Origin of the sequence: Alteromonas sp. W12, from assembly GCF_001924945.1 — a bacterium.
Classification (GTDB): Bacteria; Pseudomonadota; Gammaproteobacteria; order Enterobacterales; family Alteromonadaceae; genus Alteromonas; species Alteromonas macleodii.
The window spans coordinates 200,501-224,558 of sequence record NZ_LQXH01000001.1 but is presented as its reverse complement, the minus strand read 5'-3'; the positions used below and the strand labels follow the sequence as shown (position 1 = coordinate 224,558).

General features: G+C 45.5%; 20 protein-coding genes. 8 read left to right on the top strand and 12 right to left on the bottom strand.

All coding sequences use genetic code 11. The features are described 5' to 3' along the window. Positions 1-12: 12 nt before the first annotated feature. From rlmD to djlA, 9 genes are all read right to left on the bottom strand, one after another. Positions 13-1,473, bottom strand: a complete 1,461-nt coding sequence (gene rlmD / locus AWH61_RS00925; RefSeq protein WP_075175999.1) for a 23S rRNA (uracil(1939)-C(5))-methyltransferase RlmD — start codon at positions 1,471-1,473, stop codon at positions 13-15. A gap of 102 nt (positions 1,474-1,575) precedes the next feature. Beyond that, positions 1,576-1,956 (bottom strand): holo-ACP synthase, encoded by a 381-nt coding sequence (gene acpS / locus AWH61_RS00920; RefSeq protein ID WP_075175998.1) that lies wholly within the window; start codon positions 1,954-1,956, stop codon positions 1,576-1,578. Between the two features lie 27 nt (positions 1,957-1,983). Then, positions 1,984-2,721 carry a pyridoxine 5'-phosphate synthase gene (pdxJ, locus tag AWH61_RS00915; protein WP_014975702.1) on the bottom strand — a complete coding sequence of 246 codons (738 nt, stop codon included), beginning with the start codon at positions 2,719-2,721 and terminating at the stop codon, positions 1,984-1,986. 165 nt (positions 2,722-2,886) lie between these two features. Beyond that, the gene (gene recO, locus AWH61_RS00910; RefSeq protein WP_075175997.1) at positions 2,887-3,600 is read right to left on the bottom strand and encodes a DNA repair protein RecO; all 714 of its coding nucleotides are present in this window, start codon (positions 3,598-3,600) and stop codon (positions 2,887-2,889) included. Between the two features lie 55 nt (positions 3,601-3,655). After that, entirely contained in the window at positions 3,656-3,937 is a 282-nt protein-coding gene (locus AWH61_RS00905) for a hypothetical protein (RefSeq protein WP_014997360.1), read from the bottom strand. Positions 3,938-4,015: 78 nt separating this feature from the next. Continuing rightward, positions 4,016-5,737 (bottom strand): single-stranded-DNA-specific exonuclease RecJ, encoded by a 1,722-nt coding sequence (gene recJ / locus AWH61_RS00900; protein ID WP_083605840.1) that lies wholly within the window; start codon positions 5,735-5,737, stop codon positions 4,016-4,018. Between the two features lie 243 nt (positions 5,738-5,980). Continuing rightward, positions 5,981-6,703 (bottom strand): bifunctional protein-disulfide isomerase/oxidoreductase DsbC, encoded by a 723-nt coding sequence (dsbC, locus tag AWH61_RS00895; protein WP_014948313.1) that lies wholly within the window; start codon positions 6,701-6,703, stop codon positions 5,981-5,983. A gap of 358 nt (positions 6,704-7,061) precedes the next feature. Next, entirely contained in the window at positions 7,062-7,988 is a 927-nt protein-coding gene (gene xerD, locus AWH61_RS00890) for a site-specific tyrosine recombinase XerD (protein WP_014975697.1), read from the bottom strand. Next, on the bottom strand, positions 7,989-8,849 hold the full coding sequence (gene djlA, locus AWH61_RS00885; protein ID WP_014948312.1) for a co-chaperone DjlA: 861 nt from the start codon (positions 8,847-8,849) through the stop codon (positions 7,989-7,991). 407 nt (positions 8,850-9,256) lie between these two features. On the opposite strand from djlA, the gene lptD reads away from it, so the two are divergent. From lptD to AWH61_RS00840, 8 genes are all read left to right on the top strand, one after another. Then, the gene (lptD, locus tag AWH61_RS00875) at positions 9,257-11,509 is read left to right on the top strand and encodes an LPS assembly protein LptD (RefSeq protein WP_014978356.1); all 2,253 of its coding nucleotides are present in this window, start codon (positions 9,257-9,259) and stop codon (positions 11,507-11,509) included. 29 nt (positions 11,510-11,538) lie between these two features. Beyond that, positions 11,539-12,852, top strand: coding sequence for a peptidylprolyl isomerase SurA (gene surA, locus AWH61_RS00870; protein ID WP_268746292.1), 1,314 nt, complete (start codon positions 11,539-11,541; stop codon positions 12,850-12,852). A gap of 13 nt (positions 12,853-12,865) precedes the next feature. Further along, positions 12,866-13,852: a 4-hydroxythreonine-4-phosphate dehydrogenase PdxA gene (gene pdxA / locus AWH61_RS00865; RefSeq protein ID WP_075175996.1), complete on the top strand. Its 987-nt coding sequence runs from the start codon at positions 12,866-12,868 to the stop codon at positions 13,850-13,852. Next, complete coding sequence (gene rsmA / locus AWH61_RS00860) at positions 13,849-14,676, top strand: 16S rRNA (adenine(1518)-N(6)/adenine(1519)-N(6))-dimethyltransferase RsmA (RefSeq protein ID WP_014948308.1); 828 nt, start codon at positions 13,849-13,851, stop codon at positions 14,674-14,676. Before pdxA ends, rsmA begins: the two co-directional genes overlap by 4 nt. A 7-nt stretch (positions 14,677-14,683) precedes the next feature. Continuing rightward, positions 14,684-15,058 carry a Co2+/Mg2+ efflux facilitator ApaG/CorD gene (gene apaG / locus AWH61_RS00855; RefSeq protein ID WP_014948307.1) on the top strand — a complete coding sequence of 125 codons (375 nt, stop codon included), beginning with the start codon at positions 14,684-14,686 and terminating at the stop codon, positions 15,056-15,058. Between the two features lie 7 nt (positions 15,059-15,065). Then, entirely contained in the window at positions 15,066-15,893 is an 828-nt protein-coding gene (locus AWH61_RS00850) for a symmetrical bis(5'-nucleosyl)-tetraphosphatase (RefSeq protein ID WP_075175995.1), read from the top strand. Positions 15,894-16,175: 282 nt separating this feature from the next. Beyond that, positions 16,176-18,200 (top strand): HAMP domain-containing methyl-accepting chemotaxis protein, encoded by a 2,025-nt coding sequence (locus AWH61_RS00845; protein ID WP_075175994.1) that lies wholly within the window; start codon positions 16,176-16,178, stop codon positions 18,198-18,200. A gap of 227 nt (positions 18,201-18,427) precedes the next feature. Continuing rightward, positions 18,428-19,009, top strand: a complete 582-nt coding sequence (locus tag AWH61_RS00840) for an SOUL family heme-binding protein (RefSeq protein WP_075175993.1) — start codon at positions 18,428-18,430, stop codon at positions 19,007-19,009. Positions 19,010-19,073: 64 nt separating this feature from the next. Here the strand turns inward: AWH61_RS00840 and lysC are convergent, their stop codons facing one another. From lysC to acnB, 3 genes are all read right to left on the bottom strand, one after another. Further along, positions 19,074-20,423 (bottom strand): lysine-sensitive aspartokinase 3, encoded by a 1,350-nt coding sequence (gene lysC / locus AWH61_RS00835; RefSeq protein WP_075175992.1) that lies wholly within the window; start codon positions 20,421-20,423, stop codon positions 19,074-19,076. A gap of 60 nt (positions 20,424-20,483) precedes the next feature. Next, the gene (locus AWH61_RS00830) at positions 20,484-20,933 is read right to left on the bottom strand and encodes a DUF192 domain-containing protein (protein WP_014948302.1); all 450 of its coding nucleotides are present in this window, start codon (positions 20,931-20,933) and stop codon (positions 20,484-20,486) included. 72 nt (positions 20,934-21,005) lie between these two features. Continuing rightward, positions 21,006-23,618 carry a bifunctional aconitate hydratase 2/2-methylisocitrate dehydratase gene (gene acnB / locus AWH61_RS00825; protein ID WP_075175991.1) on the bottom strand — a complete coding sequence of 871 codons (2,613 nt, stop codon included), beginning with the start codon at positions 23,616-23,618 and terminating at the stop codon, positions 21,006-21,008. Positions 23,619-24,058 lie beyond the last annotated feature (440 nt).

Sequence of the window (24,058 nt, the reverse complement as noted above, 5' to 3'; positions counted from 1 at the left end):
ATCCTTTACTCGTTACTGCTGCTTTCGCGTAAACAAGGCCATCATTTCCATGTGATGGGTGAAGGGGAACATTTCTGCTACGCCCGCTTTTTCCATTTCATAACCTCCGTCTATCAACACCTTTGCGTCTCTAGAAAACGTACTTGGGTTGCAAGAAACATACACTATCGTTTTTGGTAGTGCTTTTACAAGCGCATGACAAACGGTCAACGCCCCTTCTCTTGAAGGGTCTAGCAATACCTTATCAAAGCCCTGCTGTAATGAAGCCTCGACGTTGGTCTTATCGGCCAAATCTAAATGCAGCCACTCTACATTTTCAATGCCCTGTTGCTGTGCATTGTCTTTGGCGCGGCGCACCATCTCTGCCACACCTTCTACCGCCTGAACCTTTGCACCTAACTTAGCAATAGGTAAAGTAAAATTGCCCAGCCCGCTAAACCAATCAGCAATACGTTCGTTGGGCTTTGGGTTTAGCCATCCTATTGCCTGATTAACTATTTTTTCGTTAACCACTTTATTAATTTGAATAAAGTCGTTAGCACTAGGTGAAATTGAGCAGCCATTTACCGTGTTCATCACCATATCAGTACCACGGCCCACACTGCGAACTTGCCCCTGCTTATTTTCAAGCTTTAATTCAATTCCGTAGACACCAACTGATGAACTCGTGTTCACCAATTCGCTCACTGCATCAATAAGCTCAGCTTCAAGGGCTTTGGTGTGTTTAATAACAAGATGCGAGGTGTTGTCGCCTGCAATAAGGCTGATATGTCCAATATGACGCGCTGACTCGAACCCTGTAAGCGCATCTCGTAAAGGGCCAATAAGTTTAGATAGCGGGTCGACCAGTATTGGGCAGGTTTCTACATTGATAACGTTACTGCTATTTGCTTCACGAAAGCCCAACTTAATTTGATTGGGGTTGCGGGCATCTATAGCCAGCCTTGCTTTTCTGCGATATTGAGGGCGAGGCCCTGCTAAAGGTGCTTGCCAAACGTGTGGCTTCATTGCAAGGTGACGTTCCATCATCACTTTAAGAGCACGGTCACGTTGCTCAAGCGCAGAGTCAGGCTTTATGTGCTGTAGCTGACACCCACCACATACATCAAACACAGGGCAAAAAGGCGCTTGTCTTGCATCACTTGGCGAGTGAATGTTTGTCGCTTTAGCGTTAATGACTTTCTTTTTGCTAGATACCACCTCTATGTCGCAGGTTTCTCCTACAAGGGCACCTTCAACAAATACCATCGGATTGCCGCGCACTACGCCATTGCCCATCCAGTCCAAATCTTCAATGGTGACCGTGTTAGGCTTTTGAGTTTCACTGGTATCCGCTGCTTTTTTGCTTTTCCCAAATCGAAGTCCAGCGACCTGTGCGTTGGCTCTGGCATTCCCTTTTTTTGAAGCGCCACGTTCAGTAAGCGACGTTTTGCCTTTTTGCTTGCTGCGAGATTGTTTAAAAAGGTTTGCCAAGTGTGACTCCGATTACTTGCTTTACGTGGTTTGATGTTAGTAGAGGTTTCTGCACGCGCTTACTAAATAGAAGCCGCCTAATTAGGTTTGGGGCCTGTTGTTCTATTCAGACTCTAGTATAACGGTGGCGACAGCATAATGCTGCTCATCTGAAATACTGATCACGCTTCGCGTGATACCTCGGTTTTTGCATATTGCAGCAAACTCACCGGAAAAATGGAGCTCTGGCGCGCCTAAATCATTATTGCGCACTTCTACATGCTGCCAGCTGATCCCGTTTCCAATTCCAGTACCAAGGGCTTTTACTGCAGCTTCCTTGGCGGCAAAACGCTTGGCCAAGAAGCGAACTGGCGTACCGTGTTCGCTGAACTGCTGCCACTCGGCAGGCGTAAGTACTCGCTTGGCTAAGCGTTCATTAGCGCCATCGCCTTTACCAAGTCGCGCTATCTCTACAATGTCAGTACCTAGCCCTGCAATCGCCACGTTATCTACACCCTTTTGAATCTAAGGTTAAATGCCTGCTCGTGCTTCTAGCATAAGTTTACGCATATCAGCTACAGCCGTATGAAGGCCATCAAACGCGGCGCGAGCAATGATAGCGTGGCCAATATTAAGTTCGATTAACTGAGGGATAGCCGCAATAGGCTTAACATTGTGATAGTGCAAGCCATGACCGGCATTCACTTTAAGCCCTAAGCTATCGGCGTACTCGATACCTTCAACTAAACGCGCTAGCTCTTTATGCTGCTCTTCTTCGCTGGTGGCTTCTGCATATTGGCCTGTATGAATTTCGATGTAAGGAGCGTTACATGCTGCTGCCGCGTCAATTTGCGCTTTGTCTGCATCAATGAACAACGACACCAAAATGTTCGCATTAGCGAGTCGCTCGCACGCCGCTTTGATGTTTTCAAAATTCCCTGCCACATCAAGACCACCTTCGGTAGTCAGCTCTTCGCGCTTTTCAGGTACTAAGCAACAAAAAACAGGCTTCACTTCTTCGGCAATTGCCAGCATTTCATCGGTTACCGCCATTTCCAAATTAAGTCGGGTATTAATGGTTTGCGCTAAAATGCGTACATCGCGGTCTTTAATGTGACGGCGGTCTTCACGCAAATGAACCGTAATGCCGTCTGCACCTGCACGCTCGGCAATATCCGCTGCGTGCACTGGATCTGGGTAATGCGTACCGCGCGCATTGCGTAGTGTTGCAATATGGTCGATGTTAACGCCTAATAAAATCGTGCTCATTTCACCACCTAGCCTGTAAGAGCGATAGAAGAGGCCAGCTCTTCCTGTTTAATACGTTGCTTTAAGGGTAAAAATACCCTTTTAAGGAAAGTCGCAATTGTAGCAAATTTTTTTGTAGAACGTGCTTATTAAGCGTTTGAGTTAAGAGAAAATAATTTAATGCTATTACCGCGGCTTGGGCATAAAAAGCTCGCGGCTTTTAAGTGGCTTGTCACCAATTAGCGGTTTCAGCAAGTCCCGGCAAAGCACCTTAGCCACTTTTTTACTAAGCGGCGTAAATTCCCCCTGTGATAAACTAAGCAGCGCTTGTCCAGGAAAGCCTCGCATACCGCGGGGACCAGCCATATCGTCAGGCAGTCGCACGAACCCTGCGTCTATCTGAAAATGATAACTACCGGCTTCTTCTATGGGCAATTCGTACTCGACGTCGGTGGTAAAGTCGGGCAACAACCCCATTTCGTCAAGCAGTGCAAACTCGAACTGACGTAAGGTCACTTCTATGTCGCTTTCATCTCGAAGAGACAGCAGCGCATTTTCATAAGCATTGTGAACGCCATCGCTGGCAAGCCCTGCCGGCATAACGCGATTAGTTAGCTCGTTAACGTACATGGCGCAAAATAACGCCGTGCCCACAAGGTTGATGGAAGGCGAAACGCTTTCAACGTGACGTAAGTTTTTTAACTCTGACTTTCCGCTTAACTGTAAACGAAGATGCTGAAAAGGTTGAAGCAGGCTTTTCTTGTCAGATTTACTATTCTTCACCCCTTTCGCTACCGCACTAACACGCCCTTCTTCCAGGGTAAAAAAGTCAACAATATAGCTGGTCTCCCTGTAAGGGCGTCTATGCAGTACATAGGCATTTAACCATTCATTATTCATTGTTGTTCACTGTGTTTTGATTGTGGCCAAAGTGTTACCGCTGGTAACGTTAATATTAGCTGCGTTTAATTCTCACCACTTTCATGGTTTCAAACTCAATGCCAGCCACCTCTTCAACGTGGCGATAATAGGTTACGTTTACCCGCGCGCCTTTTAAACTTTGGTATTGCTGTTTACGTCGGTAGATAAAAGGGACATCAATGCCTTCTAGCATAATGGTGTGGCGTACCCAATCGCTGTCTTTCTCTTCCCGCTGAACGTGGGAAATCACTTTAGCATTGTCGGTTTGATTCAGCTGACTATGCTTTTCCACCAGCTTTTGTCTTTCGCTTTTCACCTTTGCCTCTTCTTTCCTACTTTGCGCTTATCGTTTGTTAGGTTTATTGGCTTTTTTCTGCGTGTGAGCTTACTTCTGCTAACGCGCTTCTATTTGCTCCACAATAAGCTGCACGGTTTCCTGGCCGCGAAACACATTGATATCAAGTCGATAGGCAATATGTACACGCTTAACCATGGCATTCGGCCATGAATGCAAATCAACGTTAAACGCAATAGCGTCGACCTCATTAGCGCCGTCACTTTTTAACACCATTTTCAGGTGCTTTTGGCCAACTAAGCGTTGGTCAAGTAGTGCAAATTCACCATCGAATAGTGGTGATTCAAAACCCTGTCCAAACGGACCTGCTTGACGCAATAAATGAGCAAAGGGTAAACACAGCTCTTTCGACGACAAGTCCCCGTCGGAAAGTAAAGCATGATTCCCATCAAGCTTTGCCATGTGCGCACGTGCAGTATCAACAAAAGCACGCTCGAAGTCTTGTAGCTTAGCTACGGGCAAGCTCAATCCAGCAGCCATGGCATGCCCGCCAAATTTCTCGATAACGCCAGGGTAGCGTGTATTGACTTCATCAAGTACATCGCGAATGTGCACGCCAGGAATAGAGCGCGCAGAACCTTTAATGATCTCGTCGTCTTGATGGGCAAAAGCGATAACAGGCTTAAGATACTTCTCTTTCAAACGCCCTGCCACAATACCAATAACCCCTTGGTGGAAGTCTTCGCGATAAACCACCAGTGCGCTTGGCATATCGCCTTCATCCAGCGCCATTTGCTCTAGCACGCTTTCCGCTTGCGCTTTCATGCCGGTCTCAATTTCACGGCGTTCCTTGTTAAGCGCATCGAGTTCCGCAGCGATCATACGCGCTTGAATGGTTTCATCTTCTAACAAGCACGCGATGCCTTGCGACATGTCGTCTAATCTACCTGCAGCATTAAGCCTTGGCCCAACCACAAAGCCTAAGTCAGTTGAGGTTAAGTGGGCACAATCGCGATTCGCTACTTCGACCAATGCTTTAATGCCAGGTCGACACTTACCCGCCCGAATCCGCTGAAGGCCTTGATGAACTAAAATTCGGTTGTTTTTATCAAGCACTACTACATCGGCCACGGTGCCAACCGCAACAATATCAAGTAGCGACGCTAGGTTTGGTGGCGCTACTCCCGCTTTTTCGAAATGCCCTTGCTGCTGTAATTCGGCTTTAAGTGCTAGCATGATGTAAAAGGCAACGCCAACCCCAGCCAAATTTTTAGAAGGGAATTCACAGCCAGGTTGGTTAGGATTTACTATCGCATCAGCGGGAGGTAGCACGTCACCTGGCAAATGGTGATCGGTAACAACAACCTGCATACCCAACGACTTTGCATGGGTTACACCGTCAATACAGGAAATGCCATTGTCCACTGTAACAATAACCTCTGCCCCCTGTTTGGCAGCTTCATCCACGATAGGCACGCTAAGTCCGTAACCAAAGTCAAAACGGTTAGGTACAAGAAAATCAACGTTTTGATAGCCCATGGCTCGAAGCGCCAATATACATACCGATGTACTGGTTGCTCCGTCGGCATCAAAATCGCCCACAATAATAATACGTTTATTTTGTACAACAGCATCAGCGAGAATTTGCGCGGCCTGCGGCATGCCCTTCAAAACATTGAAGTGTGTTAGTCCTTTTAGACCATTCTCCAAGTCATCTAAATTCGCAATATTACGACCGCGATAAATTCTATCGATAACAGGATGTAAGTCGGAACTAAGCGAGGCGCCGGTAACCTCACGGCGAACAATAGGCAAAATCATGAAATACCACTAACCATTACTGTAAATGCAGTTGTCGATGCCAGTTCAAATAGGCTTTAAATAAAAAGACTGGAGTCGGGACACTTGATAATTAGTACAGGTTCCAAGTAAACGCCCGTGTGAACTGCAAAGCAAAACTGTACGAAAAAACGCTAGAAAATATGAGGACGAATCATACCGCAGAAAACAAAAAAACGCACAAAGCGTGCGTTTTTATCATATTTAAGGTTAAGGACTGAATGGCTATTCAGCTTCCTCCAATGCTTTAGCAAGCAACGCAGCTGGCTGATAACCAGGAATCAATGAACCGTCTGGCAGTACGATATTTGGCGTGCCATTCACGCCTAATTTTTGACCTAACATGTACTGCTCTGCCACTTTATTTTTACAGCTTGCGCTAGCTACGTCGTTACCCGCTTTAGCTTTAGTTAACGCTTTTTGCGGGTCTTTCGCACACCACACCGACACCATATCGTTGTAGTTTTCACTGTTTAACCCAGAACGTGGAAACGCAAGGTAGTGTACGGTGATGCCCGCATCGTTGAGTTCATCAATCTCGTTGTGAAATTTACGGCAATAGCCACACGTAATATCAGTAAATACGCTTATTTCATGCTTTTCGTTTTTGGCCTTAAACGTAATAGACGATGATTCCATCTCTTTTACGCCTTCTTTGCGCAGCCCAGAAAGTGCCAGCTCTGTTTCGTTACGCATCTCTTCATCAATGTTAAAAACACGAGCCTGAAGCAGATACTGCCCGTTTTCACTTACGTAAAATAAACCGCGGTTTGTTGATACCTGAACCAGCCCTGATACTGGAGAGTCAGCAATAGTTTCTACATCTAACCCTAGCATTGAGGTTAATTTATCACGGATAGCCGCTTCATCAGCCGCTTGCGCACTAAGCCCTAATAGAGAACCTGCCGCAACTACACTGGCTAACAATACTTTCTTTACTGCTTTCACTAAATACTCTCCATTTTGCCATTTAAGTTTTCTTGTACTTATTGGCTTAACATGCAACTGCTTGAATCGGTATCTTCCATTTAAAGCAATTGCTAAAAATTTTTACATTCATAACGTTCAGACCGTAAAACTTAGCAAAAAATTGCACGTTAAACGCTAATTTTCTTTTAACCTCAGTACATTTAACGTCAACATTTAAACTCAGCCGCGTTAAAGTACTAACGGAAAATGTATGTTCTAAACGTTTTGCATGGCTCGTATCCTACCATAGACCTTTTTATTTTATATACGTCGTCACTGAGCCTCGTCGTATACAGCCCCCAATTTATAGCATTCTTTATTTGTATATTTAGCCAATTTAGCCACGTGGGTGATGACTGTGGATTAAAGTTTGAAGTCGCTCTGTCGCTACATGGGTGTATATTTGAGTCGTTGACAAATCGCTGTGCCCCAACAGCATTTGTACAACACGTAAATCAGCACCGTGATTCAAAAGGTGTGTCGCAAAGGCATGACGCAACGTGTGGGGAGAAAGGTGCTGCTCAATTCCCGCTTTCACCGCATAGTATTTAATGCGATGCCAAAATGTTTGGCGCGTCATTTTCTGTCCACGCTTGCTCAGAAATACCACATCAGAAGCTTTACTGGCGAGTATCGGTCTTGCTGTTTTAATATAGGTCAGCAGCCATTCTATTGCATCTTCACCAAGGGGCACTAAGCGCTCTTTATTCCCTTTACCCACAACCCTAACTACGCCTTGCTGAAGGCTTATTTGATCCATTGTTAACCCAATAAGCTCACTTACACGAAGGCCGGTCGCGTAAAGCACTTCAAGCATGCTCTTGTCCCGACATTCAATAGGGTCGTCGGTAAGGGGGGCATTTAGCAAATCTTCAACTTGTTGCTCACTGAGTGAAGAAGGCAAAGCTTTGGGTGTTTTCGGATTAGACAGCGCGGAAACTGGGCTATCAACGCGAACCTGCTTACTAATTAGGAATACGAAAAACGCCCGGATAGCGCTAAGCGCACGTTGAGTGCTGCGTGTGGACAGCCCCTTGTCGTGACGATAGGCTAAATAGTCCTGAAGCTGCTCAGTGGTCAGCACAGCGATATCTTTTACGCCTTGATTGTTGCTGAAGATAGCAAGCTTAGTAAGGTCGGTGCGATAGCTCTGCTGAGTATGATCTGACAATCCTTTCTCAAGCCAAAGCATCTCGATAAAACCATCGATATGCGCCTGACTCGCTGCCGGCACATAAGTTAACTCACGTTGAGTTTTTGCCATCTAAAAGCCACGCTTTTGCTTAATCAGCTCGTAGGCTGATTGAATATCTTGCGCTTTCTTTTTCGCAATTTCCATTGCCTGTTCAGGTAGCCCTTTAGACACCAGCTTATCGGGGTGATGCTCAGACATGCGCTTCCTGTAGGCACGCTTTATTGTCTTTTCATCGTCGGATGCCGCCACACCTAATATGTGATAGGCATCATCTAAACTTTGCTGTTCTGAATAGGCTGATTGGCTGTGCTGACGTTGACCTGAATGAGTGCGTTGTCCTGAGCCAGAGTTAGACCGCTGCCTAAAGCGTATTTCAGCTTCATACATTGAAATTAGATAATCTAAATCACGTCGCCTAAAGCCTAGTGGCTTCGCTACTTTTTCAAGTACGTTGTATTCTTCCTGTGAAAGCTGACCGTCGGCGAAAGCGGCTTGAATAAGAATCTCTAAGAATACTTGAAGAATATCCCGTCTACCGTGGCTGGCGTCATAAAAACCTTTCAACGTATCGACTAAAGGAAAGTCTCGCGCTTTGCCTTCTCTAAATGCATCCTGAGCTTCACGACGAGCATCCCCAGTTAAACGCATCTCGTCCATTAATGCTGTGGCGATTTGAATTTCTCTGTCCGTTACTTTGCCGTCAGACTTAGCAAGATGGCCTAACGCACTAAACAAACTATGAAAGAAAATAGCTTGCTGCTTCAGATTGTCCTGATCGGTAAAAAAGCGCCCAAAGCCGCCTAGCTGATTGAAATCTTGGCGATAGGCTTTATCAAAAAAGTGCCCGACTAACAGCCCTAAGATCGCCCCAGGTATTTTAAGAAACATAAAGCCGAACAAGGCGCCGAGGATTTTTCCCCAAATTGACATCGCGTCATACTCCGTTGGTGCACTGTTTAGAAAGTTGATGTTACTGTAGTGAAATCACGCCGTGCAGAGCGCGTTATACCAATCATCATATCAAATACATAAGTTAATTAACTAGGGCTTGTGCAGCTTGAAATCAAGCTTACTGCCACTAATTGCCTCCGTCTTTGATGTGTTGTGCATATAAAAGTGCATTTTTTTGTCTGAATGGTTGGTAATTACGACAGAAGTGCTTAGAATTGAGCGCTTATATGAATAGTAATAGCGAGTGAAAGCTACATTAACTCTTTGCCAAGAAGTAATGTGCATTATCACTGTTTTTTTAAACGTTATGTCGAACTAACCGAGACGGACGTCGTCTTACTTGGGTTTAAAAGCAACATACAACAAAACAGGCCGCCCATTAACGCATGAAAAACACCTGCGCCATGCTTGTTTCCGCGACTCTTTTGCCTACAGTCGCGTTTGCACAGGAAACGACAGCTTCAAATTCTAAACCAACGTCAGATGCAGCCCCTCTTGCATTCTGCTCAGTCGAACCTGTTACTTTCAGTAGCCAGGCATTAATGCCCAAAGGCCACGTTAAAGTTGAAGCTAACCGTACTGAAATTATCCAAGATACCGTAGCGCTGTTTTCTGGTAATGTTGATATCACGTCAGATACTGCGGTAATTAGTGCATCTCAAGCACAAATTAACGGAAGTGGCAGAGACCTTATTGCGAAAGGCGACGTAACGTATCAAGACTCGCAGTTAAAAGTAGAAAGTGATGCCGTGACCCTTCGCTCTGAAGAAGAGCGCTTAGAAATGCAAAATACCCGCTATCAGCTGACGGGTTTTGTGGGTCAGGGAGCCGCAAAAGATATTGTATTAGATACAGACACGGGAATTGTGCTCAAAGAAGTTAGCTTCACTACGTGTCCTGAAGGCGATGAAGACTGGCTAATACGCGCCAGTGAAATTAGTTTGGAAAAAGGGACCGTATGGGGCCAAGCCAAACACACACGCTTCTACATTGCCGATGTTCCAGTGTTTTATTTACCGTATTTTGCGTTCCCTGTTAGCAACGAGCGCCAAACGGGCTTATTGTTTCCAGAGTTAACCAGTTCAAGCAGAACGGGCGTCGACTATACGCAGCCTTTTTACTGGAATATTGCCCCCAACTATGACATGACCATCTCACCGCGATTGATGACCCTTCGCGGTCTTCAGCTGAATACTGAGTTCCGTTATCTAACGGAGCGTAGCCAAGGCAAAGCGTACGTGGAGTACTTGCCGAGCGACTCAGATATTAGTGGGAACCCTGACCGATATTTTTATCGCTTGGAGCATCAAGGGCTTATAGCTGACAACTGGTTACTAAACGTTGATTTCAACGGATTAAGTGACGACAACTATTTAGTTGACCTTGGTTCAGATTATTACAGTCGCGCTGACACCCACCTATATCGTAGCGTTGGATTAAGTTACTACTCGCAAAATTTATCCGTAAATATGCAGATAAAAGATTTTGAAGTACTGGGTAATACTGCAGATAGCTATCGCGCCGTACCTGAGATCAAAATCAACTACAACAAAGCGTTAGGTGAATATCTAGAGTTCAACCTAGACTCAGAAGTCGCACACTTTGACAATACTCTCGATACCGCTCCAACGGCTACTCGTTTTCACGTTGCACCTACTTTAGCGGTGCCGCTTCGCGCAGCATGGGGTGAACTTGTCGCAGAAACCACGCTTTTTCAAACGGTTTATCAACAAGACAATGTTGAAGGAACTGACTTAAAAGAAGATGTCGAACGCACATTAGGACAAGCTCGCCTTTATGGCGCGTTATATTTTGAAAGGGATACATCGTGGTTCAGCGACGATATGTCGATGACTTTAGAGCCAAAGATTCAATATCTTTATACATCGTATGAAGACCAAACTGCGATTGGATTCTATGACTCAACGCCGCTGTTAACCGACGTTGAAGGATTGTTTAGAGGTCAGGAATTTACTGGCCTTGATAGAATCAGCGATAACAACCAAATCACCCTTGGCGCGACCACACGCATGTTGGATAAAAACAATCGGGAACAATTTGTTCTTAGTGTGGGTCAGATATTCTACCTTGAAGATAACAAAGTCATTGCGGCAACCAAGAATCAAGATCGTTCAGCACTCGCCGCTGAAGTGGATTGGCGCTTTAATAAAAACTGGTTCTTCCATTCTGATGTGCAAGTGACCACTGACACAGACAAAGTTGACTTAAGCAGTGTAGGTATTGAATACCGCAAAGATGATTCGCGCTTTATTCAATTAAGTCATCGCTATGTTCGCGATCTCAGTGGTGAAACCATAGATCAAATTGGTATTTCGGCAAGCTGGCCTATTTCTGAAAATTGGCAGTGGGTTGGCCGTACTTACCGAGATCTTGAACGCAATAGAAGTGTAGAAACCTATGCAGGTATCCAGTATGAATCATGCTGTTGGGCGGTGCGATTAGTTGCGCAGCGCAGCCTGAACAACCGTTACAATGCTAGCGGCGAGCAGACAACAGACGATTTTGATTCTGGAATATCGTTACAATTTATTTTCAAAGGCATCGGGTCATCTGGTACCCAAAGAAGCATGCTTCAAGACGGTATGTTTGGCTATCGTCAGCCTTATAGTTTAAATTAACCCGCAGTTGAGCGCTTTACAGCGCTTAAATGCAATCAACCAATAATAAAAGAGTGTGTATGAAGTTCATTATCCGTGCATTGATGTTAGGTGCCCTACTCTCGTTTAACAGTGTTGCGCAAGAGGTCATGCTTGACCGCGTGGCTGTAATTGTTGACCAAGGCGTAATACTTGAAAGTGAAATCGATGCGCTAATACAAGACGTTAAACGCAACGCAGAAGCGAATAATCAACAACTACCGTCAGATCGTGCGCTTCGTACACAGGCTATTGAGCGCTTAATCTCAAAAAGTCTTCAACTACAAATGGCAGAGCGTATGGGTATTCGTATCAGCGACCCACAGCTAGAGCAAACCATTAGTAATATTGCAGCGAATCAAAATGCAACAATTGAAGAGCTACGTACTCAGTTGGCAGCAGAAGGTATTGCATACGATGATTACCGCGAAGACATCCGCGAAGAAGTTATCATGGGTGAAGTTCGCCGCGCTAACGTACGTCGCCGTGTCTATATTACACCTCAAGAAATCGACACCTTGATTGACCTAATGGAGCAACAAGGTGCTGAGCAAGCTGAATACCGCTTAGGTCACATTCTTATTGGTTTCCCGCCAGAGCCTACAGATGAAGATATTCAATCGGCGCGTGAACGTGCTGACAAAGTCATTTCACTATTAGAGTCAGGCTCTGATTTTGCTAAAATCGCCATTGCGTCATCATCAGGTAACGAAGCGCTCGAAGGCGGTGACATGGGCTGGCTTAACATTAACGCCATGCCGACGCTTTTTGCTGAAGCTATCCAGAACAAAGACAAAGATGCTCTTGTTGGTCCTATTCGAAGCGGTGCAGGCTTTCATATCCTAAAAGTACTAGATACGCGCGGTATTGAGAAAGTCACGGTAGAAGAAGTAAACTCTCGCCACATTCTTGTTAAGCCTTCAATCATTCTTAGTGAGGACAAAGCTAAGGCCATGCTAAACCGCTTCAAAGAAGAGGTGAAAAATGGTGAAGCTGATTTTGCAGAGCTAGCTAAAGAGCATTCAGAAGATCCTGGTTCAGCACTTCGCGGTGGCGAGCTAGGCTGGTCGGATCCAAATAACTACGTGCCTGAGTTTAAAGACGCACTTGCACAGCTTCAGCCGGGAGAATTTAGTGATCCTGTGCGTACTGTTCACGGCTGGCATTTAATTCAGCTTATTGAACGTCGTATTGACGACGCTACCGATAAGCGCAAAGAAGATAAAGCTTACCAGCTTATCTTCAACCGTAAATTTTCAGAGGAAACCGAGAACTGGTTACGTGAGATGCGTGATGCCGCTTACGTAGAAGTTGTCGACTCGTAACAATAAGTTATTCATGAGTACACCAATTAAAATAGCAATAACGCCGGGAGAACCGGCAGGTATCGGGCCAGATTTGATCATAAAACTGGCCCAGGAAACATGGCAAGCTCAGCTTGTCGTGTTTGCCGATGGCGAAATGCTCACAGCACGAGCAAGCGCCTTGGGGCTGCCATTAACGCTAATCGATTACGATGCCACTAACCCGCAAATTCAAGATGCGGGTTCGTTGTTTATAAAGCAAATAGATAAATCCGTTGACGTTACGCCAGGCGAGCTTGATAGCGAAAACGGGTTATACGTAGTAGAAACTCTGCGTCAAGCGTGTCAGGCAAATATGAATGGCGACTTCGACGCCGTCGTTACCGGCCCCGTACACAAAGGCATTATCAACAAAGCAGGGGTATCATTCAGCGGTCATACTGAGTTTTTTGCGTATCAGTCCAATACCATTGATGTGGTTATGCTTCTGGCAACTGAAGGTCTTAATGTAGCGCTTGCCACCACGCATATTCCCCTTGAGTATGTAGCGAAAGCTATCACCCGAGAGCGTCTTCATAAGGTCATTCATATCATCAACACCGACCTTAAATTGAAGTTTGGCGTTAAAGAACCTCATATTTATGTGTGTGGCTTGAACCCTCACGCGGGTGAAGATGGTCACATTGGCACTGAAGAAATTCATACCATCATTCCGGCGCTTAACGAACTAAGAGAAGAAGGCTTAAATATCACAGGCCCTCTACCTGCAGACACCATATTTCAACCCAAATATCTGGAAAATGCTGACGTAGTGCTGGCTATGTATCACGACCAAGGCTTACCCGTGCTAAAATATAAGGGTTTTGGGGCTTCAGTGAATATCACGCTAGGGTTACCTTTCGTTCGTACATCGGTAGATCACGGTACTGCATTAGACTTAGCAGGAACAGGTGAAGCCGACGCCGGTAGTTTCAGAAAAGCATTGGAAAAAGCCATCGAGCTTGCACATCATCAACAATGAGTAAAACACACTTAGGCCATACGGCCAGAAAGCGATTCGGACAAAACTTCCTTCACGATGATTACGTGATAGGCAAGATTGTTGCGGCCATCGCGCCAAAAAATGAACAAAACCTGGTAGAAATTGGACCCGGTTTAGGCGCATTAACAGATCCTGTTTGTGAAGAAGTAGATGCACTCACAGTCATTGAGCTAGACAGAGATCTTGCTAAGCGATTGAGACACCATCCATTTAACGGCAATAAGCTTACGGTTATTGAACAAGATGCAATGACCATGGACTTTGGCGCCCTTTCTAAAGAAATGCCAGTCAAAGACAAAAAGCTTCGCGTATTTGGTAACTTGCCCTACAACATTTCGACACCACTAATGTTTCACCTTTTTGATCATGCTCACTGCATAGAAGATATGCATTTTATGCTTCAAAAAGAAGTGGTAAACCGCTTGGCAGCAGGACCAGGTTCTAAGAATTACGGCAGGCTTTCCGTTATGGCGCAGTATTACTGCCACGTCATTCCGGTACTCAATGTTCCGCCGGGTGCCTTTAAGCCACCCCCGAAGGTTGATTCTGCAGTAGTGAAGCTAGTGCCGCATCAGGCTCCGCCAGTAGACGTTGAGTCTGTAAATACGCTTGAGCGCGTCTGTGCACAAGCGTTCAACCAGCGCCGAAAAACCATTCGCAACTCGCTGAAAGACAGTTTAAGTGAAGAGGAGATCCGTGAGCTAGGTATCGATCCTACCTCTCGCGCAGAAGTATTATCACTTAACGATTTTGCCACAATAGCCAACGCTGTGTCGGCAAAAGAGCACCAACAAGAGCAGTAAGTTCTCTATGGATGTACTTGATATTAAGGTGCGGGTGAAAACCCGTCACCTTCCCGACCACCTTCCGTCAGATTCAAAGCAATTTGCCTTCGCGTACCACATTACGATTGAGAACAATAGCGACCATACGGTGCAATTACTCAGTCGCTACTGGAAAATTACCGATGCAAATGGCAAAACATCAGAAGTTGAAGGTGATGGGGTTGTAGGCAAGCAACCTATCATGAAAGCGGGCGAGCATTTTGACTATACCAGTGGCGCTGTCATTGACACACCGGTTGGGAATATGGAAGGCTACTATGTAATGGAATTAGAGAGCGGCGAGCGTTTTCGCGTTCCTATCGACGTTTTCCGATTAGCCATTCCAAGTATTCTTCATTAAGGTTTCTATGTCGCAAGGTAACACGTACGTCATTGGTGATATACAAGGCTGTTACGATGGTCTTCGTCGCGCGTTAGATAAAGTAAAATTCGACGAAGAAAACGATACGCTACTCGCAGTAGGTGATTTAGTTGCTCGAGGAGAAGATTCTTTGAGCACATTGCGCTTTTTAAAGTCTCTCGGCAGCCAGTTTAGCAGTGTTTTAGGAAACCACGACCTTCACTTACTTGCCGTTGTAAACGGCATCCGCAAAGCAAAAAAATCCGACAAATTAGAGCCTCTACTTAATGCTTCAGACTTGACCGAACTTATTGACTGGTTGCGTCAGTTCCCGTTGGCAATGAAGTTAGATGAGCAATCAGTAATGGTGCATGCTGGACTCTATCCTAAATGGTCTATCGATGAGTGCGTTTCACTTAGTGACGAAGTTAGCAACATCCTAAAATCCGACAATTACGCTGCTTTTCTTTCAGAAATGTATGGTAATAAACCCAACAACTGGTCAGATAAACTTAAGGGTGATGAGCGACTGCGTTTTATTGTGAATGCGTGTACGCGCATGCGTTTTGTTCATACCGATGGCACACTCGATTTTGATAACAAATCTCATCCCAGCGCAGTATCCCACAGCACCAGTAGCACGTTAAAACCATGGTTTGAAGTAGAGAATAAAAAGCTCAGTGACGATCAACGAGTGGTATTTGGGCATTGGGCAGCTCTGTCGGGCCAAACAAACAGTCATCAATTTATCGGCTTAGATACAGGCTATGTTTGGGGGCAAAGCATGACTTTGCTAAACCTGAACTCCGCTTCGCTTGTGAGTGTTTCTGCCTAAAACCAGAGTTTACTGGCTCCGCAATTATCCAATTCGCACATGTTTACGTGTATAATTTTACGCACCAACTGGTATTACCAGTTAAACTTTCTACACTTAAGTGCTAAATAAAATAAACATTAAGTTATTGTAGCCGATACACTTACTTACGATAGTAACGATAATGTCTCATTATCTACTCAGTAATTGAGCAAACTAGCTTCTTTAATCGCTATATTTTGTTTGCTGAGACGGGTAATATCGTTAGGGATAAAAATAAAAAACACTCATCCAGGAGTTCCGATGAAAATAACGGTAGCCACACGCGTAATCGGGGGATTTGTAGCGATTAGCGCACTTCTGATCGTCATTAGTGTTGTTTCACTTTATAACCTCAACTCAATAGGCTCAGCAACGGAAGAAGTAAATGACGTTGCATTACCCACAGTAGCAGGCAGCAATGCACTTAAAGCCAGCTTTCTCAATATGGGCCGACTTACCTTCGAGAGCTACATCGAAGAAAATCTAAATGGCTTAAAAGACAAACGAGCGTCTTTTAACTCTGCCAAAGACACCTTTGAGAGTGAATATAAGAAACTGGCGCAGGCCGTTAATAACGAGCCTGAACTTAAGAGCACGCTGAATACTGTACGTGAGTCATATGAAGCATATATCACCAATGTTGAAGCGATGTACAAAAATCACCAAATGTATCTTGATATACGCAACACAATTCAAGACAGACTGGGTGACGCCGAAGACAACGCAGACGATGCATCTACCTACCTTCTAGATTTCTCAGACTTAGATGCTGTTCAGCGCGACTCTAACCTACGACGTGCGGCAGAAATCGGCGGCCAACTTGAGACCTCGCTGCTTTCTTTGCTCACGGTTTCATACGAGTACATTAAAACAGAGACACTTGTTCGTTCGCAGACGCTAGGCAACGAAGTTGATTTGGTTGTCGAGAAAGTGGTCACGCAATTAAGCGACATGATGCAAACTGCGGGCGGTCGCGATGATTCTGGTACTCTTGATGACATTAACGACTTGGTTAACAACGCAATCAATGCGATTAAAGCTAACGATGGCGTGGTTCAGCTTCATGTTGATCGTCTAGAGCGTAGAAATGATGCTGAAAAAGCGCTTAACGCTTCAGACTCAAATATCGCGCAAGCGGTTGTCGCTCTTGAAAACCTGCTCAACCTTGCAGACAAGAAAGCGACACATGTAGAAAATCAGGTTAATGGCGCGATTGCGACAGGCAACACGTTCGTTATTGTGGTCGTTATCATCTCGATTGCAGTAGCAGCATTCATTGGCTACGTGACCGTTCGCGCAATCACTCGTCCGCTTTATCGTGTAAATGAACTTCTGACGGTGGCTTCATCGGGTGACCTTACTCACCGTCTAGACGATTCGGCGCAAGACGAATTTGGTCTTTTAGCCCGAAACTGCAATACGCTAATTGGAAACCTGAAGGAGCTCATTACAGCCATTAACGTTCGTGCTGAACAGCTGGCAGCCGCCTCAGAACAAACGTCTGCAGTGACGGCGCAAACGACGCATTCAATTCAGGATCAGAAATCACAAATTGGCCAAGTAGCAACAGCAACCACAGAAATGCACTCTACGTCGCAGCTGGTTGTGCAAAACGCTGAAGATACACTAAGTCAAATTCGCCATGCGGATGCTGAGGCTGAGAACGTGCGCCAAATCTCACTAGAGAATAAGAACACCATTGAGATCTTATCTCGTGACGTTCAAGAAGCGGCAGACGTTATCAATAAGCTTCATCAAGACAGCGCAAGTATTGGTGGCATCTTAGACGTTATCCGTGGTGTTGCAGATCAAACCAACCTGCTCGCCTTGAATGCTGCTATTGAGGCAGCGCGTGCTGGTGAACAAGGTCGAGGCTTTGCGGTTGTTGCTGATGAAGTAAGAACCCTCGCCAGCCGAACTCAAGAATCGACACAAGAAATCAACGCAATGATTGAAGTGCTTCAAGCGGGTGCTGAAAAAGCGGTATCGGTGATGAATCAAGGTAAAGAGCAAACTGCGGCGTGTGTGGCACAAACTGAAAAGGCTACACAGGCATTGGATATCATCTCTGACGCCGTTCACAAAGCCCATGACGTGAGCTCTCAAATTGAGCAGTCTGCCCGTGAACAGAATACGGTATCACAAGAGATCAGCGAAAAGCTTGAAACTATTGTGGGTATCGCTGAAGAGACGACAGCTGGAGCACAGCAAACGTCTGAGTCTAGCCATGAAGTGGCTCGACTTGCTGAAGAGTTACAACAGTCTATCAGACAGTTTAAAGTGTAACGCTTTTTACAAATCTGTTTTAAGAAGGGGCTTTTAGCCCCTTTTTTGTGTCCGACAATTAATCTGGCACACTTTAGGAATGCATAGATAGTTACTTTAGAACAGTTTAACTGAGCATTAATCGGCTTTAATTCGTATAAGGACTATTCGTAACAAACCACTAAAAAAGAATGATATTTTCCCGTTTTCGCTTGCCTCTTTTCATTACTACTTTATTGGCGTCAACAATGATCCAGGCTGAGCCATCATATTACAAAGATACAGAAACCCTTCCCTATTCCATTATCGAGACCCTTGATGAAGATATTGAAGTGAGGCATTACAATGAAGCGTTAGGCGTAATGTCTAGTGGGAATGAAGATAACGGAGCATTTCAACTACTCGTTAATTATATCTCTGGTGAGAATACATCCAGTAGCAATGTGTCAATGACGTCCCCCGTAGAAGTTGGAAAGCGCTCTCAAGAAATTGCAATGACCTCTCCTGTCGAAGTCTCATCTTCAGAAACAATGATGTTTTTCTTGCCCAGCAAATATGACATTAAAAGCGCTCCTGTGCCTACGCACAAAGATGTATCGCTGGTTACTGTACCAGCGAGAACGGTAGCCGCTATTCGTTATTCAGGTTTCAACAAGGACAGCGATAAGAAGCAGTATACGAATAAACTGCTTAAAGCCCTTAGGGACAATAATATTGAGCTTGATGGTGAACCTAGCTATATGGGCTACGACTCGCCTTTCACCCTACCGTGGAATAAACGTCACGAAATCATTGTACCGGTCGACATTTTGAAATCATCTACAAACTGATGTGAAATAAAAACGGCCGCCTTTAAGGCGACCGTTTTTTGGGGTCATTCAGCACATTAGGTGCTTATTCAAATAACGCCGTGTGAAGCTTGCGAACCACGTCGTCACTGTCGGTCTCGTTAACCAGGAACGATAGGTTGTGCGGGTTGGCGCCAAAGCAAATCATACGCAGGTTGAAATCTGAAACCGCAGCTAAAATCTTGCTAGAAACACCAACAGCTGTTTGCATGTTGTTACCTACAACCGTGACAAGGTCGTAACCTTTTTCTACTTTCACATCACAGATAGTTTCAAGTTCAGCAATGGTTTCTTTGTTTAGTCGCTGAGCCACAGAGTTTGCAGGGTTATCAAGGGTAAAAGATACCGAGATTTCTGACGTGGTAACCAAATCAACACTTAGCTTGTGCTTAGCGATGATGGCAAATACCTGCTGTAGGAAGCCTTGCGCATACATCATCTTCGGTGTTTTCACTGTCACCATTACCTGCTCTTTACGGCGAGTAATAGCGCGATACGGTGGTTCGTGCTCACAATCACGCACAATCCAAGTACCGCCCTTTTCTGGCTCCTTACTAGAGCCTACAAACACCTTTATGTCCTTGCGAAGCGCAGGCTCCATAGTGGCAGGATGTAGTACCTTGGCACCAAAGGTGGCCATTTCCGCCGCTTCTTCAAAGCTGAGTTCAGGTAACGGATGAGCAGCTGGCGTGATGCGCGGGTCAGTTGTGTACACCCCTGTTACATCAGTCCAAATCTCACACGATTCGGCATCAAGCGCTTCAGCAAGTAGCGCCGCCGTAAAATCAGAACCACCACGACCCAGCGTTGTAGTACGGCCTTCCTCGTCAGCACCAACAAAGCCTTGAGTAACCACTATCGCGTCTTTAATTTCAGGTGCCAGCAATTGTTTAGACAGCTTTTCGATTTCTCCGATTTGCGGCACACCTTCTCCAAACTCACTGTCCGTACGTAACACCTTACGTACGTCAAAGTTCATGGTTTTTACGCCCTGCTCTGCAAGCACTGAAGAGAACATCAGCGATGACATCCGCTCCCCCATTGAAAGCAGCTGATCTTTTAAATCATCGCGGTGAAGGATTTCTTCATGAAACGCTAAGCTTCGCATTTCATCTAACAAGTCGTTGAGTTTTGGCTCAACCGCGTCTTTATCTTTCAACTTGTTAAGAATGGCAAGCTCAATATTGATAATGGCCTGACAGGTCTCTTCAATTTGCTGTTGCGTCATAGGTGTGTGCGCTAAGCTTACCAGGTGGTTGGTTACACCTGCCGCAGCGCTCACTACCACAATGCGCGTTTTGTCATTACCGGCAACAATTCGGGCGCAGTTTTGCATTACTTCGTAATTCGCAACGCTAGTTCCACCGAACTTAGCTATCGATAAGGCATTTGTCACTATATTTAACTCCAGAATAAAACTAGCATTTCGCTAGCAGCAACCGCGCCTTTTGCGCGGTTAATCAATCGTTATTTGGTCGCCTACTTTAATATTATTCTCGGCAAACCACCCTTGGTTCATTTCCAACGCGTAAAGTACCTCTTTCGATGATCCGACCGACTCCAAACTATGCGGAGTGAGAGGTTTTATATCCGTTATTACGCCTTTTCTGTCGATAAATGCTACGTCTAGAGGAACAAAGGTATTTTTCATCCACATGCCCGCAAACTTTGGGCTAGAAAACTTAAAAAACATACCGCAGTCTTCACACAAGGCTTTGCGAAACATAAGACCCTGTGCGCGTTGTTCAAAGGTTTTGGCATACTCAACTTCATAGTGCTTGCCGCCAATCTCAAGTGTAATGGATTCAAAGTCCACTGAATTCAGCGACGATACAGGGTCAACCTGCGCTTTTGCACACCCTAAGGTTAATACAAGTGCAGCAACAATAAAGAAAGATTTTCCCATTAGACATTCCTTTTCGCCATAAAAAAAGCCGGTCACCTTAACGGTCACCGGCTTTGTAGTTTATACACTATTTTAAGCAACATTCAATGTTGGAATAATGCGCGCTTTTGCTTCTTCCTCAGCCTTTTTAAAGCTAGGCATTTTGTCGAAGTTTAAGTAGCGGAATACTTCACCCGACATTGCGTTAATTTTGCTAGCGTATTCCATGTACTCTTCAGCAGTTGGAATGCGCCCAACAATGGCACCCACCGCAGCAAGCTCGGCTGAAGTCAAATAAACATTTGCCCCATCGCCCAAGCGGTTAGGGAAGTTTCGAGTAGACGTGGAAAGCACCGTTGTGCCCGCATCCACCCGTGCTTGGTTACCCATACATAGTGAGCAGCCGGGCATTTCTGTACGTACGCCTACGCGACCATAAATATTGTAATAGCCCTCTTCCATTAACTGGGCTTTGTCCATCTTAGTCGGTGGTGACATCCATAAACGGGTTGGCAGTGTTTTGTTGTATTGCTCAAGTAGCTTACCGGCTGCGCGGAAGTGACCAATGTTTGTCATACATGAACCAATGAAGACCTCGTCTACCTTATCGCCTGCAACGTCAGATAAGGTTTTCGCATCGTCAGGATCATTAGGGCAGCACACAATTGGCTCTTTAATTTCGTTAAGATCGATTTCGATAACCTCAGCGTATTCAGCGTCTGCATCGGCGCGCATCAACTCTGGGTTAGCTAACCATTCTTCCATTTTCTGCGCGCGACGCTCTAGCGTACGAGGGTCGCCATAACCTTCGTTAATCATCCAGCGAAGCATGGTAATGTTTGAACGCAGGTATTCAGCAATCGACGCTTCAGATAGATTGATAGTACAACCTGCTGCTGAACGCTCCGCCGACGCGTCGGACAGCTCGAACGCCTGCTCTACGGTGAGGTTCTCTAGCCCTTCGATTTCAAGGATACGGCCAGAGAAGGCGTTGATCTTGCCTTTTTTCTCGACCGTCAACAGGCCTTGTTTGATGGCGTATAGCGGAATGGCGTGTACTAGGTCGCGTAGCGTAATACCCGGCTGCATTTCTCCCTTAAATCGCACTAGTACCGACTCGGGCATATCTAGCGGCATAACGCCAGTAGCCGCAGCGAACGCGACCAGACCTGAACCCGCAGGGAATGAAATACCTAATGGGAAACGAGTATGCGAGTCACCACCCGTGCCTACTGTGTCAGGCAGCAGCATGCGGTTTAACCAGCTGTGAATAATGCCATCGCCAGGACGCAGCGATACACCACCGCGGTTCATTATAAAATCAGGTAGCGTGTGCTGCGTTTCTATATCCACCGGCTTTGGGTAAGCGGCGGTGTGACAGAATGACTGCATGGTTAAATCGGCAGTAAAGCCAAGACAGGCTAGGTCTTTAAGCTCATCGCGGGTCATGGGCCCTGTGGTATCTTGCGAGCCCACGGTTGTCATTTTAGGTTCGCAGTAGGTGCCTGGACGAATACCTTCAACACCACACGCCTTACCCACCATTTTTTGGGCAAGCGAGAAACCCGCGCCACTGTCTTTTGGTTGTTCAGGTTTTCTGAATAAGTCCGTCGGGCCTAAACCTAGTGTCTCACGCGCCTTCTCGGTAAGACCACGACCAATAATCAGGTTGATACGCCCACCTGCGCGCACTTCATCTAGAATCACTTTCGACTTATAGCTGTATTCAGCGAGAAGTTCACCGGTTTCGTGGTTGGTGATTTTTCCTTCAAACGGGTAGATGTCTATCACATCACCCATGTTCATTTTGTCTACATCAGCTTCAAACACCAACGCACCGGCGTCTTCCATTGTGTTGAAGAAAATAGGCGCGACTTTTGAACCAATGCACACACCACCGCCTCGTTTATTAGGCACACCCGGTAAGTCTTCACCAAAGAACCACAATACAGAGTTAGTTGCCGACTTACGCGACGAGCCTGTACCGACTACATCACCGACAAACGCCACGGGATACCCCTTACTTTTGACTTCTTCTATTTGCGCCATTGGGCCTTTAACTCCAGGCTCTTCTGGCTCTAGACCTTCGCGGGGCATTTTATAAGCGGCTAGGGCGTGCAGAGGAATATCTGGGCGAGACCATGCGTCTGGGGCTGGCGACAAATCATCAGTATTGGTTTCACCGGTCACCTTAAATACGGTATAGGTGATTTTATCGTCCATTAACTTGCGCGACGTAAACCATTCACCTTCCGCCCAAGATTTAATGATGTCAGTGGCGTACTCATTACCCGCTTTGTGCTTTTCTTCCACATCGTGATAAGCATCAAACATTAAAAGGGTGTGTTTTAGTTCTTTCGCTGCCAACGGCGCAAGCGCTTTATCATCAAGTAGCTCCACTAAAGTGGCAATGTTGTAGCCACCGTGCATATTTCCTAGCAGTTCAACGGCTTTCTCTTTAGAGATAAGCTCACAACTGTCTTCGCCTTTAGCGATTGCACTTAAAAAGCCCGCTTTAACGTAGGCCGCTTCATCAACCCCAGGCGGTACGCGTTCTGAAATCAGTTCTAAAAGGAATTCACCTTCACCCTCTGGCGGATTCTTTAATAAATCTACAAGGGCTGCTACCTGTTCAGCATTAAGTGGTTTTGGTGGAATATTTTGAGCGGCACGTTCTTCAACGTGATTGCGGTAGTCTTGTAACACAGTCTCTTCCTCTAAGTTAGCTTGCGCAATGGGAGTAAACGGTCTTGTACGCACTTGACGCAAGGTGTGTTTAATAAAGCATCAACAGTATAACTTCACGGACTCATTTTTTAAATTTTAAGCCCTTTTAATTCACTTATAATCGCTATTCATACCATTACTTTTGAACGACAAAAGCGATTAAAAAGAAATAAGAAAAGTCATTTTAGCAATTAACACGTAGTAAAGTTATAGGGCTTTATGACTTAAAGACAAGGGGTTAGCTGTACACAATGCTTCTTCAATTGAAGCAAACCGTAAACGATTAATACCAATCCGCATAGATAATTACCCACTCAGCGAGAGTTAAAATGTTCGTAATCGCGGCGTGTTACCGCAGGTATAGTGGTTCTACATCAAGGTGACACAATAAAGAGTACGGACATTTAAAACTCGCCCTT

Bases quoted from the DNA above. Each gene is read 5' to 3' on its own strand.
- pdxJ (WP_014975702.1), bottom strand. From the start codon at position 2,721: ATGAGCACGATTTTATTAGGCGTTAACATCGACCATATTGCAACACTA.
- recO (WP_075175997.1), bottom strand. From the start codon at position 3,600: ATGAATAATGAATGGTTAAATGCCTATGTACTGCATAGACGCCCTTAC.
- recJ (WP_083605840.1), bottom strand. From the start codon at position 5,737: ATGATTTTGCCTATTGTTCGCCGTGAGGTTACCGGCGCCTCGCTTAGT.
- xerD (WP_014975697.1), bottom strand. From the start codon at position 7,988: ATGGCAAAAACTCAACGTGAGTTAACTTATGTGCCGGCAGCGAGTCAG.
- djlA (WP_014948312.1), bottom strand. From the start codon at position 8,849: ATGTCAATTTGGGGAAAAATCCTCGGCGCCTTGTTCGGCTTTATGTTT.
- lptD (WP_014978356.1), top strand. From the start codon at position 9,257: ATGAAAAACACCTGCGCCATGCTTGTTTCCGCGACTCTTTTGCCTACA.
- surA (WP_268746292.1), top strand. From the start codon at position 11,539: ATGCAATCAACCAATAATAAAAGAGTGTGTATGAAGTTCATTATCCGT.
- pdxA (WP_075175996.1), top strand. From the start codon at position 12,866: ATGAGTACACCAATTAAAATAGCAATAACGCCGGGAGAACCGGCAGGT.
- rsmA (WP_014948308.1), top strand. From the start codon at position 13,849: ATGAGTAAAACACACTTAGGCCATACGGCCAGAAAGCGATTCGGACAA.
- apaG (WP_014948307.1), top strand. From the start codon at position 14,684: ATGGATGTACTTGATATTAAGGTGCGGGTGAAAACCCGTCACCTTCCC.
- AWH61_RS00850 (WP_075175995.1), top strand. From the start codon at position 15,066: ATGTCGCAAGGTAACACGTACGTCATTGGTGATATACAAGGCTGTTAC.
- AWH61_RS00845 (WP_075175994.1), top strand. From the start codon at position 16,176: ATGAAAATAACGGTAGCCACACGCGTAATCGGGGGATTTGTAGCGATT.
- AWH61_RS00840 (WP_075175993.1), top strand. From the start codon at position 18,428: ATGATCCAGGCTGAGCCATCATATTACAAAGATACAGAAACCCTTCCC.
- AWH61_RS00830 (WP_014948302.1), bottom strand. From the start codon at position 20,933: ATGGGAAAATCTTTCTTTATTGTTGCTGCACTTGTATTAACCTTAGGG.